The 13,852-nt window shown below is 58.4% G+C and carries 13 protein-coding genes; 6 read left to right on the forward strand and 7 right to left on the reverse strand.

Features of this window, described 5'->3' with window-relative positions; translation table 11 throughout:
* Positions 1-28: 28 nt before the first annotated feature.
* Positions 29-460 carry an acyl-CoA thioesterase gene (locus tag JFT63_RS18080; RefSeq protein ID WP_198844452.1) on the reverse strand — a complete coding sequence of 144 codons (432 nt, stop codon included), beginning with the start codon at positions 458-460 and terminating at the stop codon, positions 29-31.
* Positions 461-472: 12 nt separating this feature from the next.
* Positions 473-2,410: a RecQ family ATP-dependent DNA helicase gene (locus tag JFT63_RS18085; RefSeq protein ID WP_198844453.1), complete on the reverse strand. Its 1,938-nt coding sequence runs from the start codon at positions 2,408-2,410 to the stop codon at positions 473-475.
* Between the two features lie 916 nt (positions 2,411-3,326).
* Here JFT63_RS18085 and JFT63_RS18090 point away from each other — a divergent pair.
* Positions 3,327-3,683 (forward strand): DUF1493 family protein, encoded by a 357-nt coding sequence (locus JFT63_RS18090; protein WP_198844454.1) that lies wholly within the window; start codon positions 3,327-3,329, stop codon positions 3,681-3,683.
* 67 nt (positions 3,684-3,750) lie between these two features.
* Positions 3,751-4,614 carry an EamA family transporter gene (locus JFT63_RS18095; protein WP_232910415.1) on the forward strand — a complete coding sequence of 288 codons (864 nt, stop codon included), beginning with the start codon at positions 3,751-3,753 and terminating at the stop codon, positions 4,612-4,614.
* Positions 4,615-4,672: 58 nt separating this feature from the next.
* On the opposite strand, the gene JFT63_RS18100 is transcribed toward JFT63_RS18095, so the two are convergent.
* Positions 4,673-6,214 (reverse strand): phosphoenolpyruvate carboxykinase, encoded by a 1,542-nt coding sequence (locus JFT63_RS18100; RefSeq protein WP_057702406.1) that lies wholly within the window; start codon positions 6,212-6,214, stop codon positions 4,673-4,675.
* A 179-nt stretch (positions 6,215-6,393) separates the two neighbouring features.
* Positions 6,394-7,296 carry an Hsp33 family molecular chaperone HslO gene (hslO, locus tag JFT63_RS18105; RefSeq protein WP_005783822.1) on the reverse strand — a complete coding sequence of 301 codons (903 nt, stop codon included), beginning with the start codon at positions 7,294-7,296 and terminating at the stop codon, positions 6,394-6,396.
* A gap of 124 nt (positions 7,297-7,420) precedes the next feature.
* On the opposite strand from hslO, the gene JFT63_RS18110 reads away from it, so the two are divergent.
* On the forward strand, positions 7,421-8,224 hold the full coding sequence (locus JFT63_RS18110; protein ID WP_198844455.1) for a phosphatase PAP2 family protein: 804 nt from the start codon (positions 7,421-7,423) through the stop codon (positions 8,222-8,224).
* A gap of 78 nt (positions 8,225-8,302) precedes the next feature.
* Here the strand turns inward: JFT63_RS18110 and JFT63_RS18115 are convergent, their stop codons facing one another.
* Positions 8,303-8,710 (reverse strand): RNA-binding S4 domain-containing protein, encoded by a 408-nt coding sequence (locus tag JFT63_RS18115; RefSeq protein ID WP_057702404.1) that lies wholly within the window; start codon positions 8,708-8,710, stop codon positions 8,303-8,305.
* Between the two features lie 116 nt (positions 8,711-8,826).
* Between JFT63_RS18115 and rimA the strand changes: the two genes are divergently transcribed.
* The 3 genes from rimA to rimK are packed head-to-tail and all read left to right on the forward strand — an operon-like array spanning position 8,827 to position 11,003.
* Positions 8,827-9,606, forward strand: a complete 780-nt coding sequence (gene rimA, locus JFT63_RS18120) for a S6 modification regulatory phosphodiesterase RimA (protein ID WP_186561383.1) — start codon at positions 8,827-8,829, stop codon at positions 9,604-9,606.
* 12 nt (positions 9,607-9,618) lie between these two features.
* Positions 9,619-10,101 (forward strand): retropepsin-like aspartic endopeptidase RimB, encoded by a 483-nt coding sequence (gene rimB, locus JFT63_RS18125; protein WP_005783815.1) that lies wholly within the window; start codon positions 9,619-9,621, stop codon positions 10,099-10,101.
* Entirely contained in the window at positions 10,098-11,003 is a 906-nt protein-coding gene (gene rimK / locus JFT63_RS18130) for a 30S ribosomal protein S6--L-glutamate ligase (protein WP_003187674.1), read from the forward strand. The genes rimB and rimK overlap by 4 nt, the downstream gene beginning before the upstream one ends.
* Before the next feature lie 550 nt (positions 11,004-11,553).
* Here the strand turns inward: rimK and JFT63_RS18135 are convergent.
* Positions 11,554-12,867: an ATP-binding protein gene (locus JFT63_RS18135; RefSeq protein WP_057702402.1), complete on the reverse strand. Its 1,314-nt coding sequence runs from the start codon at positions 12,865-12,867 to the stop codon at positions 11,554-11,556.
* A 116-nt stretch (positions 12,868-12,983) separates the two neighbouring features.
* Positions 12,984-13,724, reverse strand: coding sequence for an osmolarity response regulator transcription factor OmpR (gene ompR / locus JFT63_RS18140; RefSeq protein WP_003187669.1), 741 nt, complete (start codon positions 13,722-13,724; stop codon positions 12,984-12,986).
* Positions 13,725-13,852 lie beyond the last annotated feature (128 nt).

Raw genomic sequence — 13,852 nt, forward strand, 5'->3', positions numbered from 1 at the left:
GCCCTCCCACATTTGCTTCAAGACAGCATCAAACCACCAGTCGCTGCAACGCCTCGCGCAACATCTCCGGTATCGGCACAGGCTGGTTCGACGCCCTATCCACAAACACATGCACAAAGCGCCCCGCCGCACAGGCCTCCTCTTCGCCTGCCTTGAATACCGCCAGCTCATACTGCACCGAACTGTTGCCCAACTTACCCACCCGCAGGCCAACTTCAATGCGCTCGGGAAAAGCAATCGACGCAAAATAGTCGCACGCCGAACTCACCACAAAGCCCACCACTTCACCGTCGTGAATATCCAACCCGCCCTGTTCGATCAGGTAGGTATTCACCGCCGTGTCAAAAAAACTGTAATAGGTGACGTTATTGACGTGACCATAAGCATCGTTGTCGTGCCAACGGGTGGTAATCGGTTGGAAGTGGCGGTAATCGGCGCGTAAAGGCGTTGAGTCAGTCATCGGTAAGTCTCTTCAGAGTGAATCCAATTGGGCGTGGGCCCAATCGCGTACCTCGGCGTAAGGGTAGTCTTCCAGCGCAGCAAAACCGGAAATGCCCCGCGCCTTCAGCTTGGTGAACAGCGGCACACTGATACCACCGAGGAAACGCGTCAACCGCTCGGCATGCGGCAAATGACCGGTGTACTCATGATGCCTGTGGATAAAATCACCGCACAGTCCCATGAAGTTTTTATCCACAAGCGCCGGCAGGCTCGGCGGATCCGGCAGATGGGCGACATGACCGTGGCACACCGAACAATGCCCGCAGCGCTGGGGAGCGTTTTCGTCACCGAAATACTGCGCCAGGCGTTGCCCCAGGCAATGTTCGGTGGCGAACAGATCGAGCATGGCGTGAATCCGCGCCACCTCCGTCACCTCGTGTTGCTTGAAGCCTGCGTATAACTCAGCGCTCAAGGTCTGTGGATCGAAATCGGTGTCGAGCAAACTGTAGACCTCAGTCATCTGCTTGCTCTCCAGCTCGATCAAGCCCTGTTCCTGGAAGTAATCCAGCGCTTTTACCACACGGCTGCGCTCGGCATTGTGCTGTTGATAAAGCGCGTCGAAATCCACCGTCGCCCAGGTCTTCGCACGCTTGCATACCTGAATGATTGCCGCGACGAACTGCTGACGCTCGCCGGAAAAGCGCGCGAGCAAGGCATCAGGTTCAACAAGATATTTGAAACGGTATTCAGCATAAAACGCATAGCGCGGCGCGATCACGCCCTTAAGCTCCAACTGCACCAGCAGCGTCTTGAGCGGTAGTTCGCGGATATTGCTGTGGTCCGAAAGCGACCGGAGGAGAAACTCCCACTGCCCTTCGTTGCCCGCTGCCTGCAGCTCCTCAAGCACCCGGCGAATGCCTTCTTGTTCCGGCGTGTCGCCGTACACAAAATTTTCCAGCACATTGAGGCTGTCGCGGTTGGCCAAGACCAAACAATCCGACGGCTGCCCGTCCCGCCCCGCACGGCCGATCTCCTGGCTGTAGTTCTCGATGGACTTGGGCAGGTCGAAGTGCACCACATTGCGGATATCACTCTTGTCGATGCCCATGCCGAACGCGATGGTGGCGACAATGCAGTTGGAACGCCCCCCCATGAACCGCTGCTGGATGCCCTCGCGTTTATCGTGGGGCAAACCCGCGTGGTAAGCCTCGGCCTGGATGCCGTGGCGGTTCAGGTGCTCAGCAATCTGCTCGGCGGTTTTCTGCAAGGTGACGTAGACAATGCTCGGCTGGTTGGGCCGCTCTTTCATCCACTCCACCAGCCGGCGGCGTTTGTCCTGGCCGCTGACCGGTTCTACCAGCAGATTGAGGTTAGGCCGGTAGAAGCCTGTGGTGACCACGTCACCCGGAGCAATCGCGAACTTGGCCTGCATGTCGGCAATCACCTTGGGCGTAGCCGTGGCCGTCAACAGCAGCGCTTGCGGGATATTGAACTGGCGCTGGTAGTCCGGCAGCTTCAAGTAATCGGGACGGAAGTTATGGCCCCACTCGGAGATGCAGTGCGCCTCATCCACCACCAGCAGAGAAATCTGCACGCTGTGCAGGAAGTTACGAAAGCGCTCGTTCTTCAAGCGCTCCACCGAAATCATCAGGATTTTCAACTCGCCCGAACGCGCACGGGCCATCACCTCGTTGGCCTCGTCACGGCTCTGGGCCGAATCGATACTGCCTGCCGAAATGCCATGGCGCTGCAAAAAACCCAACTGATCCTGCATCAATGCCAGCAACGGCGACACCACCAGCGTCAGGTGCGGCAGCAGCACCGCCGATAGCTGGTAGCACAAGGATTTACCCGACCCCGTAGGGAAAATGGCTGCTGCCGAACGCCCGGCCAGAACGGCGCTGACCGTCTCTTGCTGGCCCAGGCGAAATTGTGAATAACCAAAGACCTGCTGGAGGGTGTCGTGCATAAGGCTGTCACTCCATTGACCGCTGAACGTGGCTTAAAAACGTAGCCCAGTAAGTTCGGCGAATCGAGAAAGGTCGCAAGGAAATAAGAGACAGGATGATACACAGGCAGAGGATGGCCGGGGGCCGGACGGGAATATTGCGAAAGCTCACATTGAATTAAGATCTTCGCCAGGATTTTGATACTGGCGACGACTTACCCACGAGTACGCAGCACGTCCAGCTGCAACCTGAGCAAGCGCAAGTCTAAGCAACACCTGTGCAGGAGCGAGCTTGCTCGCGAAAATCGTCAACGATGACGGGGTAAGTTAGAAAAGCGCGGCGTTCTTGAGTTTTTCGCGAGCAAGCTCGCTCCTACAGTTGTTTCGCTTTGCCTGTTGCATCAGTGCCTAGCCATAAATGCCGCAGGCTTTTGTAGGACACCGCCAAACGCCACGCCATCCCTTTCCCAAACTGCTTCAAATACCCGTTCAACCTCTTTAGCAGTTACGCGCAGCTGACAGAAAATAACGCCCTATCAACTGTCTCGGCAAAAACCGTGAACATCGAAAGGACTCAACACATCGGCCACTATGGCGTCACTTCCACAGTGATTCGCCTTACGGCTCTACCAACCCGCCGAAACGTACAAAGGTGGCTGGTGCGATGAGTGAACACATTCAATGGATCAATTTGCTTCTCTTCTTGATACTCGCCGCTGTCATTGATAAGACAATAAGGTTGCCCTTACTCAGGAAGTGGTTCGGGCTCTGCCTATTGATAACCGGTCCAACACTTCTGCTGTATGCCACGTCCTGGATCATAGCGGCGCAGCTTGAAAGTCTGCCGATAGTCACCTTTGTGACAGGCATCGGGTTGCTGAGCACCCCGAATATCTATTGCAAGGTAAATAACACTCACCCTTTGATGACTGCACTCATGAACCTGTCTGCCAACTTCCCCGAAGACCCTGCCATGCAGCAGCTCCTGCAGTTGCTGCACGAAGAAATCGGGCTGCCGAAGCACAAGGCCATCGGCTTGCACACTTCACTGAACTTCGACCTTGGTTGCGATGGCGCCGAAGCCAAGCAGTTCATGGAGACACTGGAACAGGATTTCGGGGTCGACCTGAGCGACTACGACGCTTATCGTTACTTCCAGCCGCCGGTATTCGACGTGTTCCTCAAGCGTCGCGCCAAGGGCCGTGGTGACAAAATTCCGCTGACCATCGGTATGCTCTACCTGGCGATCAAGACCCACAGCTGGGACACGCAAACGCTGGAGAACCTGAGCTGAATCCAAGCCCCCTCCCACCTTGGTTCTGCGTTAATCTGGCCAGCGGTATACATGACAAGGACCTTACATGGACGTAACAATGGGCCTGCTGGCCGCTCTGCTCTGGGGTGGCACGGACTTTCTGGTGGGCCTCAACGCCCGCGCCGTTGGCGTTAAACGCGCGGTGTATTTCGGCCAAGCGCTTGGCTTTTTGATCATGACCCTGCTGCTGGTCATTCTCCCGGCCTTCCTGTTCAAGTCCCTTGATGCGCCATTGAGCGTCTGGCTGCTGGGCATAGCGGCCGCACTGCTGACCGTCTCCGGAGCCCTCGCGCTGTCCAAGGCTTTCGCCCTGGGCAAAGCCGCCATCGTCGCGCCATTGGTCACCTCCTATGGCGTAGTGACCACCCTGCTGTCCTGGGCCAGCGGTGAGCACATCAGCCTGATACAGCTGGGCTGCATCGCCCTGTGCGTGCTCGGCGTTGTCCTTTCCAGCCTCCACAAGGACAACGGCACGCCCCACAACAACCCGCGCCTGTCCATTGCCTACGCCATGCTCGCCGCAACGCTGTATGGCACCAGTTTCTGGCTGCAAGGTCGCTACACCCTGCCGGCGCTGGGGCCGATCACCATGTTATGGCTGGGTTACCTGGTGGGCTTGTGTGTGCTGGTGGTGATGGTGCTGAAGATCAAGGACGGGCTGAAGATCCCGCCGTTGAAAAACTGCGCGACATTGACCGGTGCAAGCTTGATGAACCTCGGCGGCTTCTCGGCGTTTTCGTGGGGCGCGATGGCCGGCTCGGTGTCGGTGGTGACCGTGATCAGTACGCTGTCAGGCGGGATTGCGGCGATCCTTGGGTTTGTGTTTTTCAAGGAAAGATTGTCAGCCGTGCAAGTGCTAGGCGTCGTACTGGTGCTGGTCGGTGCAGTGGTGCTGCACATCGCCGACTGACCGTTCGCGCACAAAAAAGCCGCCTGCAAAGAGGCGGCTTTTTCACAACCGGCGAATCTTACAACTTGGGACCCGCGGCCTTGATCGCATCGCTTACTTCAAACTTCTTGAAGTTCTCGATGAACAGGCCAGCCAGCGCTTTCGCTGCTTCGTCGTAGGCAGCCTTGTCAGCCCAGGTGTTGCGTGGGTTCAACAGGCCGGTCTCAACGCCCGGTACAGCCAATGGCACGTCGAGGTTGATGGTGTCCAGGTGTTCGGTCTGTGCACCGATCAACGCGCCGCTCTGGATCGCCGCAATCACGCCACGAGTGGTCGGGATATTGAAGCGTTTGCCAACACCGTAGCCGCCACCAGTCCAACCGGTGTTGACCAGGTAGACCTTGGAGCCGAAACCACGGATACGCTTGATCAGAAGCTCAGCGTACTCACCGGCCGGACGTGGGAAAAACGGCGCGCCGAAGCAGGTGGAGAAGGTCGACTTGATGCCACTGCCCGAACCCATTTCGGTCGAGCCCACCAGTGCGGTGTAGCCGGACAGGAAGTGGTAGGCCGCTTGTTCTTCGCTGAGGATCGACACTGGCGGCAGTACGCCGGTCAGGTCACAGGTCAGGAAGATCACCGCGTTTGGCTCGCCGCCCAGGTTCTTCTCGGAACGCTTGGCAACGTGCTCCAGCGGGTAGGCGGCACGGCTGTTCTGGGTCAGGCTGACGTCGGCGTAGTCGGCGTGCTTGGCCTCGTCGATTACGACGTTTTCCAGCACAGCGCCGTGCTTGATGGCTTTCCAGATAACCGGCTCGTTCTTCTCGGACAGGTCGATGCACTTGGCATAGCAACCGCCTTCGATGTTGAACACCACGCCTTCGCCCCAACCGTGTTCGTCGTCACCGATCAGGTAACGGCTTTCGTCGGCAGACAGAGTGGTCTTGCCGGTGCCGGACAGGCCAAAGAACAGGGTCACGTCGCCCGCTTCGCCAATGTTGGCGGCGCAGTGCATCGGCAGTACGTCGGCGGCCGGCAGCAGGAAGTTCTGCACCGAGAACATGGCTTTTTTCATTTCACCGGCGTAACGCATACCGGCGATCAGTACTTTTTTCTGAGCGAAATTGAGGATCACGCAACCATCGGAGTTGGTGCCGTCACGCTCTGGCACGCACTCGAAGTTAGCCACGTTGAGCACTTGCCACTCTTCACGACCGGCCGGGTTGTACTGAGCAGGGTTGATGAACAGGCAACGACCGAACAGGTTCTGCCAGGCAGTCTGGGTGGTCATTTTCACGGCCAGGTAGTGGTCTTCTGCAGCCCCTACGTGAACATGGGAAACGAAATGCTCTTGCGCGTTGTTGAACGCCTCGACGCGAGCCCACAGCGCATCGAACTTGTCGGCCGGGAACTTGCGGTTGATCGGGCCCCAGGCAATGGCGTCCTGGGTGGAAGGCTCTTCAACGATGAAGCGATCGACCGGCGAACGACCGGTGCGGTGACCGGTTTCGACAACCAGCGCACCCGTATCGGCAAGCACGCCTTCACCGCGCTGCAGGGCTTCTTTGACCAGATCGTCAACACTCAGATCGGTGTATACGGTGTTATTGGCTTGCGTCATGAGGTTCCCCGTCGGCCTATGGCCGAGTGCTCCAAACGTTTTGTAGTAGAAAGTTGCGCACTACTACCGCGAAAAAAGTGGGCCGGATTATGCCAGAAAAGCCCAAAAAGAGTAGGGCCCTCCCGTCAGAACACCTCTAATCCGGCGTTTGTCAGGTGATTTACCTGTGCTTAAACGTTTTAGTGGCGGGTGTCGGAAGGGGTATCGATGCCTGCTCCAGCGAACAATTGGGCTACATCAGCCGCATCGAACAGGTAGCGCTGGTTGCAGAACTGGCAGTCAATCTCGATATGGCCGCCGTGTTCCACCACCAGATTCTGCGCATCTTCCAGGCCCAGGCTGACCAGGGCGTTGCCGGAACGCTCACGCGAACAGCTGCAATGGAAATGCAGGGCTTGCGAGTCAAACAGCCGCACAGCCTCTTCGTGGTAAAGGCGATGCAAGATGGTTTCGTTGTCCAGGCCCAGCAGCTCTTCGGCTTTCAACGTGTCGGCCAGCGCGATGATATGCCGCCAGCTTTCGGCACGGTCATCCTCATCCTTGATGCGGTCGGCCGGCAATTGTTGCACCAGCAAACCACGGGCACGCTTGCCGTCGGCGTTAAGCCAGAACTTGGTGCCCACCTGCTGGGACATTACGAAGTAATTGGTGAAGCATTCGGACAGGGTTTGGCCATCGAGATCGACAATGCCCTGGTAGCGCTGGCCTTCGGTCGGGTCGACGGTCAGTGCCAGGACGCCGTTGGGCATCAGGTCGGCCAAGGTGGCATCCGCGGCGATCTGGTCGGCCTCGTAACGGGCCAGGCCACGGATTTCGCGCTCGCTGGAGCACTCGATCATCAACATGGGCACCGGCCCTTCGGAACGCGCCTGCAAAATCAGCAAACCGTCGAACTTCATGGTGCCAACCAGCAGCGCCGCGGCGGCCATCAGCTCGCCGAGCAATTGCGCGACCGGCTCCGGATAGGCGTGTTTGGCAAGGACTTCGGCATAGCTGAGCTCCAACGACACCATCTCGCCGCGGGCATCGCTCTCATCGAAGATGAAGCGTTGGGTGAAGTCGGTATCCGGTAGATCAGTCATAGGTCTGGGTATCTGAAGTGATGACAAAATGATTACAAGGTTTATAAAATTAAACGCTTTAGCACCATCTTGGTGCGACTTCTCCTGAATTCAAGGAGCTGAATAAAGCGATGAGGGACAGTTTATGAACAATCCGGGTTTGTTCCAAGCCAACTGGAACCTCCGGCGATGGGCTCTTTGCAATCTACTCGCTATCGGGCTGCTGTGTTTTTGGCTGTGGCCCACGGGGCAGATGCTGTGTGTAATTTTCGACGAGTGGCTGTTTCATCTGCTCAATGGCCCGCTGTCCACGAATTCGACCTGGTTGCATGTATGGGCCGTGGCCAGCCTGCGACCGTTTGATGCAGTGGTCGGCGTGATTTTGCTGGCACTGCTGATTCGCGGCGACTGGGTGTTCAAGGCCGTGCAGGTGCGCCAGGCGTTTTTTGGCTTCCTCGGCATTCTGCTGCTGTTGCTGTTTATTCGCATGTTGTTCTCCAAACTCGCGGCGCACATGGGCTGGCAGCACAGCAGCCCGTCCATGGTGATCAGCGGCGCGATTCAGATGAGTGATTTTTTCCCCGGGCTGGAGAAAACCTGGGAACTGAAGGACCGTTCCAGCCAAAGTTTCCCGGGTGACCATGCGTCGGTGCTGTTGATCTGGGGAATGTTCATGACCGTATTCGCCAAGCGCATCAGCCAGGTGCTGGTGATCTGGGGCCTGGCGTTGTTGTTCATGATGCCGCGCCTGGTCGCGGGCGCGCACTGGGGTCAGGACGATTACATCGGCGGCGTACTGCTGGCGTTGTTGGCGCTGGGCTGGGGGTATTACACGCCGTTTGCGGCGAAGGTGTCGGGCGCTTTGTTGCGGATGACGGCGCCGCTTTTCGGGCTACTGAGCAAGTTGCCCGTTATTGGGCGGTTGAGTGTCATGCGCACAACTGCGTAACTCCCCAGGGCTAAAAAAAGTGGGAGCGGGCAAGCCCGCTCCCACATTTTGTCGAGTTTGCATGGGCGACTCGTGCAATCAATCGTCATTGCCGCTGCCGCGGAATTTGAACAGGTCGCGGCGCTGCTTCTTGCTCGGTTTGCCATCAGTGGTCAAGCCTGAGGCCCCAGCCTTGCGCATGGCCGCGGCATTTTCACGCTTGGCAATGCTGGCTTCGGTTTCCGCGTACAACGTCTGCGCTTCAGGGGCGCCCCGGCGCACAATGGAAAGCGCCTGCACCACGACAGTCTTTTCATCAAACCCTGCACGAATCTGAAACTCATCGCCGATACGTGGCTCTTTGCCCGGTTTGCAGCGCTCGCCGCGATGATGCACCTTCCCGCTTTCGATCGCGGCCTTGGCCAGGGCACGGGTTTTATAGAAGCGTGCCGCCCACAACCACTTGTCCAGTCGGACCTTTTCTTCCTCTTGCTGTTTTTGACCCACTTGAATTCCTCGCTCTGAAAAATGTCGCAACCTTACCGTTGAAACCCTTCGACGCATAAATCCCAAGGCTCACCTAAGATACGCCAGGTAGCACCCTGTTTTCGCGAGGATACGCTGTGACCGACTTTCCCCTTTCACTCACCTCGCCCAACCAGCGGTGCGTGGGTTGCCAGCAAAGCGAGCCTTTGGGGTTCGATTTTGCGTTCGCCTACCAGCCTATCGTAGACCTGCGTGACCGCTCTATATTCGCCAACGAAGCCTTGGTGCGCGGTACCCAGGGGGAAGGCGCGCTGTCGGTGCTGGCTCAGGTCAACGAAACCAATCGCTACCGCTTCGACCAGCGCTGCCGAACCAAGGCCATTGCCGGGGCCGCTGCCCTGGGCATGCAAACTCACCTTTCCATCAACTTCATGCCCAATGCCGTATATCGCCCCGAGCTGTGTATCCGCAGCACTCTGGAGGCCGCCCGGGCGCACAATTTCCCCCTGGACCGGCTGATTTTCGAAACCCTGGAAAGCGAGCATGTAGATAACTATCGCCATTTGACCAATATTCTGCGTGAATACCGCGAATTCGGCTTCAAGACTGCCATCGACGACTTCGGTGCGGGCTATTCGGGGCTGAATCTGCTGGCCGATTTCCAACCCGACCTGATCAAACTCGACATGGCGTTGATTCGCAATGTCGATCAAGACCGTGTCCGTCAGGTGATCGTCCGGGGGATTGTCACAATCTGTGAGCAGTTGGGGGTTACTGTCATCGCCGAAGGCATCGAAAGTGCTGGCGAACGGGATTTCCTCTCCGACTGTGGAATATTTCTGATGCAGGGTTTCTGGTTCGCCAAGCCTGCATTCAATGCCCTGGCCAAGGTTTCTCCTCAAGCCTGGGCACATTGACCGGTACCCATATTGAAGACATTTGACCATTTGACCGTTGTGGGTCTGCGAGAGTGGGTGGCACTTCCCGACCTGGGAGTGGCGGGCCTGCGCGCGAAGATCGACACCGGTGCCAGCACCTCAAGCCTGCACGCCACCGATATCGAGCCGTTTGAGCGCGACGGTGAAAAGTGGGTGCGCTTTACCGCGCACCTGGGCAGCGTGGTGCAACTGCGTCACCGTCGCTGCGAAGCGCCCCTGGTGACGATGAAAACCATCAAGAGCTCCAACGGCCATGCGCAGGTGCGCTACGTGATCAGCACCACCCTGGCGCTGGGCGACCGGGTCTGGCGGGTGGAATTCACCCTCGCCTGTCGCAAAGCCATGCGTTACCGCCTGTTACTGGGCTCCAAGGCGTTGATTGACGGCCAGTTGGTCGTCAATCCAGGCGTCAAGTACGTTCAAGACAAGCCGGTGTTCCCGGTCTCCACTATTTCTGCCCCAGGTGCTGCATGAAGATTGCTGTGCTGTCGCGAAACCCGCGTCTGTATTCCACCCGCCGCCTGGTCGAGGCCGGCACTGAACGTGGCCATGAAATGGTGGTGATCGACACGTTGCGTGCCTACATGAACATTGCCAGCCACAAGCCGCAGATCCACTACCGGGGCAAACCCCTGGAAGGCTTTGATGCGGTGATCCCGCGTATCGGCGCTTCGGTGACGTTCTATGGCTGCGCGGTATTGCGCCAGTTTGAAATGATGGGCGTGTTTCCGCTGAATGAATCCGTGGCCATTGCGCGCTCGCGGGACAAGCTGCGCTCCCTGCAACTGCTGTCGCGTCGGGGCATCGGCCTCCCGGTCACCGGTTTTGCCCACTCCCCGGATGATATTCCCGACCTGATCGAGATGGTCAACGGCGCACCGTTGGTGATCAAGGTGCTGGAAGGCACCCAGGGCATCGGTGTGGTGCTGTGTGAAACAGCAACGGCAGCGGAGTCGGTGATTGAAGCGTTCATGGGCCTCAAGCAGAACATCATGGTGCAGGAATACATCAAGGAAGCTGGCGGCGCGGACATTCGCTGCTTCGTGGTGGGCGACAAGGTGATTGCGGCCATGAAGCGCCAGGCCAAGCCCGGTGAGTTCCGCTCCAACCTGCACCGTGGCGGCAGCGCCAGCCTGATCAAGATCACCCCTGAAGAACGCATGACCGCACTACGGGCGGCCAAGGTGATGGGGCTGAGCGTGGCGGGTGTGGACATCCTGCGCTCCAACCATGGCCCGTTGGTGATGGAAGTAAACTCATCGCCAGGCCTGGAAGGGATCGAAACCACCACCGGTAAGGATGTAGCGGGGATCATCATTCAGCATCTGGAAAAGAACGGCGGGCCGAATATGACTCGGACCAAGGGCAAGGGCTGAATACCCACACCTACCACCCATCACAAAACACCTGTGGGAGCTGGCTTGCCTGCGATAGCGGTAGCTCAGTCAACAACGATGTTGAATGTGCCGCCCTCATCGCAGCATAGGTATCTACACAAATCTGTAACGCTCAACGGTAACCACGATGCGAAGCGAGCCGCTCTTGATCTTGATCTGCTTTTGATCTCAGGCGCCCCGTTAAACCACGCTCAGTGGTGGGGCAAGAGCCCTTTTGGTTACTTTTGGCTGGGCCGGCATTCCGGGCTCTTTTCCAAAAGTGACCCGCTGTCAGAGCGGAACCCTAAGTGGCCGTTACCGCAGCAATGGATATGTACACAATCCAGCTGTGTTGACTGTCAGGCCCCCTTCGCAGGCAAGCCAGCTCCCACATTTGAATCGTGGGGTGTCAGGTAGATAAGCGTCGGCTGTCAGGCCGCCGCGGGAGCAAGCTCCCTCGCCACAGGTCCAGCGTCACACCAAAAACTTGTGTAGATACCTATGCTCATTGCAGGCAAGCCAGCTCCCACATTTGCATTCATATTGCTTGTTAGACAGCGTCCCTAGGCAGCATCAACCCCAGCGGCAGCCGCACCCGTGCTTCCAACCCACCGCCTTCACGGTTGCGCAACTCCACATTGCCGCCATGCATCGACGCAATCCGCCGCACAATCGCCAGCCCCAATCCGGTTCCCTTGCCACCTCGGGCCCGGTCGCCACGGGTGAACGGGTTGAAGATACCCTCCAGCTCGGCAGGGTCGATACCCGTGCCGCGGTCCATCACGCTCAGCACCACGTATGGCGCGGCACTGTCACCGGAGACATACGCTGCCACCTCCACGTCGGAGCCGGCATGATGCAAGGCGTTGCCGATCAGGTTGTTCAGCAGGCGCTTCATCGACACCCGGCGCAATGCAAACGGCTGGATCGGCTCCAGACGCATGCGCACCTGTTCACCGTTCTGGTTATAGGGCGCAACCACCTCACGCACGAGGTCCGTGAGGTCGACTTCCTCCACCACCTCATCACGTCCATCGCGGATGAACGCCAGGAACTGATCCAGGATGGCGTCCATGTCCTCGATGTCGCGCACCATGTCATCGGTGAGGTCGGTATGGTCCCCCATCAACTCAAGGGACAAGCGCAATCGTGTCAACGGTGTGCGCAAATCATGGGACACCCCCGCCAGCATCAGCTCGCGCTCGCGCCCGGCCTGCTCGACGTCTTCCGCCATCTGGTTGAACGCGCCGTACACCTCGGTCATCTCACTGGGCGTGTCGCTGACCGGCAGGCGCACACTGCGCCCTTGACCCAGTTGGCGTGCGGCAAACACCAGACGCTTGAGTGGCTGGTTGAGCTGTCGGACGAAAATCCACGCAGACGCCGTTGAAAGCAGACCAATGGCCAGGAACCAGCCCAGCACATTCCAGATTTTCTGCCCGCGCAGCGGGTGCGGATAAAGCGGCACCTTGATCCAGGCATCACCCAGGCTGGGCGCCCTCACCCACAGCGCAGGCGAAACATGCATGCGCAGCCTCACCTCGGTGTCGGCGCCCAGTTCGGCCTGCATCTGGCGCTGGTAGATCTCGCTGTAAGGCCAATGCTGCTCGCCTTCAGGCACGCCGGCCCCATCAACCCGAGTCAAGGTCGACGCCTTGGCTACTTTTTCTCGGTTCTCAGGGTCTACGGCCCAATACCCCCGCAACGTCAGGGCCACACCGTGGCTGTACTGCCGGTCCACCAGCACGTCTTCGTTCATCAACAGATAAACCAGCGTAAGTGCCTTGGAAAACAGAACGACGATAAGCACCAGCCAAAGGGTGCGCGAGAAGAAACTTTGTGGGAACCACAGCGGGGTTTTCATAGATGAAAGCTGCACACCTTGCAGGAACGAGCGGTGCTCGCAGAATTGCAGACGCCGGGCATCCCGTCGACTCTTATGGAGTCAAACGCCGGATACCCGCCCCTGCAAATCATCGGTCACTTGGTTGCGGTGCCATCCGGCACAAACACATAACCCACGCCCCACACCGTCTGGATATACCGAGGCTTGGACGGGTCCGGCTCGATCATCCGGCGCAGTCGGGAGATCTGCACGTCGATGGAGCGCTCCAGGGCGTCCCATTCACGGCCACGGGCCAGGTTCATCAGCTTGTCACGGGTCAACGGTTGGCGAGCGTTCATCACCAGAGCCTTGAGCACCGCGAATTCGCCGGTGGTAAGCATGTGCACTTCTTCGCCACGCTTGAGCTCACGGGTGGCCAACGACAGTTCGTAGTCGCCAAAGGTGACGCTTTCGTCTTCGCTGCCCGGTGCGCCCGGCACGGCCGGTGCCTGGCGACGCAATACGGCCTTGACCCGCGCCATCAGCTCATCCGGGTTGAACGGCTTGGCCAGGTAGTCGTCAGCGCCCAGTTCAAGGCCCTTGATGCGGCTCAACTCATCGCCCTTGGCGGTGAGCATGATGATTGGAATCTGGTTGTTGGCACCACGCAGGCGCTTGCAGGCAGTAAGGCCGTCTTCGCCGGGCAGCATCAGGTCGAGCACGACCAGGTTGAACACTTCACGCCCCAACAGGCGGTCCATTTGCTCGGTGTTCGGCACCGCGCGGGCACGGTAGCCCTTGGAGTTGAAAAAACGCTCCAGCAGGCTGCTCAGCCCAGGATCGTCATCAACGATGAGAATTTTTTCGCCTTCAGCAGTTTGTGCGGTGCTGCTCATTGGATGCTCCTCTTATCTCGGCGCGCATTATGGCGTAGCTGCCGTTATACGCACCGTGTGCATTGTTAGCAGATTTTTCATCTACTGCCAGCGAACCCGCGCCCTACAACCTCCGGCGCAGTACCCCC

The sequence above is a fragment of the Pseudomonas sp. MF7453 genome (assembly GCF_016405455.1).
GTDB lineage: Bacteria > Pseudomonadota > Gammaproteobacteria > Pseudomonadales > Pseudomonadaceae > Aquipseudomonas > Aquipseudomonas paralactis.

Excerpts from the sequence above, each read along its gene's own strand:
- JFT63_RS18080 (WP_198844452.1), bottom strand. The coding sequence starts at position 460 with ATGACTGACTCAACGCCTTTACGCGCCGATTACCGCCACTTCCAACCG.
- JFT63_RS18085 (WP_198844453.1), bottom strand. The coding sequence starts at position 2,410 with ATGCACGACACCCTCCAGCAGGTCTTTGGTTATTCACAATTTCGCCTG.
- JFT63_RS18090 (WP_198844454.1), top strand. The coding sequence starts at position 3,327 with ATGAACCTGTCTGCCAACTTCCCCGAAGACCCTGCCATGCAGCAGCTC.
- JFT63_RS18095 (WP_232910415.1), top strand. The coding sequence starts at position 3,751 with ATGGACGTAACAATGGGCCTGCTGGCCGCTCTGCTCTGGGGTGGCACG.
- JFT63_RS18100 (WP_057702406.1), bottom strand. The coding sequence starts at position 6,214 with ATGACGCAAGCCAATAACACCGTATACACCGATCTGAGTGTTGACGAT.
- hslO (WP_005783822.1), bottom strand. The coding sequence starts at position 7,296 with ATGACTGATCTACCGGATACCGACTTCACCCAACGCTTCATCTTCGAT.
- JFT63_RS18110 (WP_198844455.1), top strand. The coding sequence starts at position 7,421 with ATGAACAATCCGGGTTTGTTCCAAGCCAACTGGAACCTCCGGCGATGG.
- rimK (WP_003187674.1), top strand. The coding sequence starts at position 10,098 with ATGAAGATTGCTGTGCTGTCGCGAAACCCGCGTCTGTATTCCACCCGC.
- JFT63_RS18135 (WP_057702402.1), bottom strand. The coding sequence starts at position 12,867 with ATGAAAACCCCGCTGTGGTTCCCACAAAGTTTCTTCTCGCGCACCCTT.
- ompR (WP_003187669.1), bottom strand. The coding sequence starts at position 13,724 with ATGAGCAGCACCGCACAAACTGCTGAAGGCGAAAAAATTCTCATCGTT.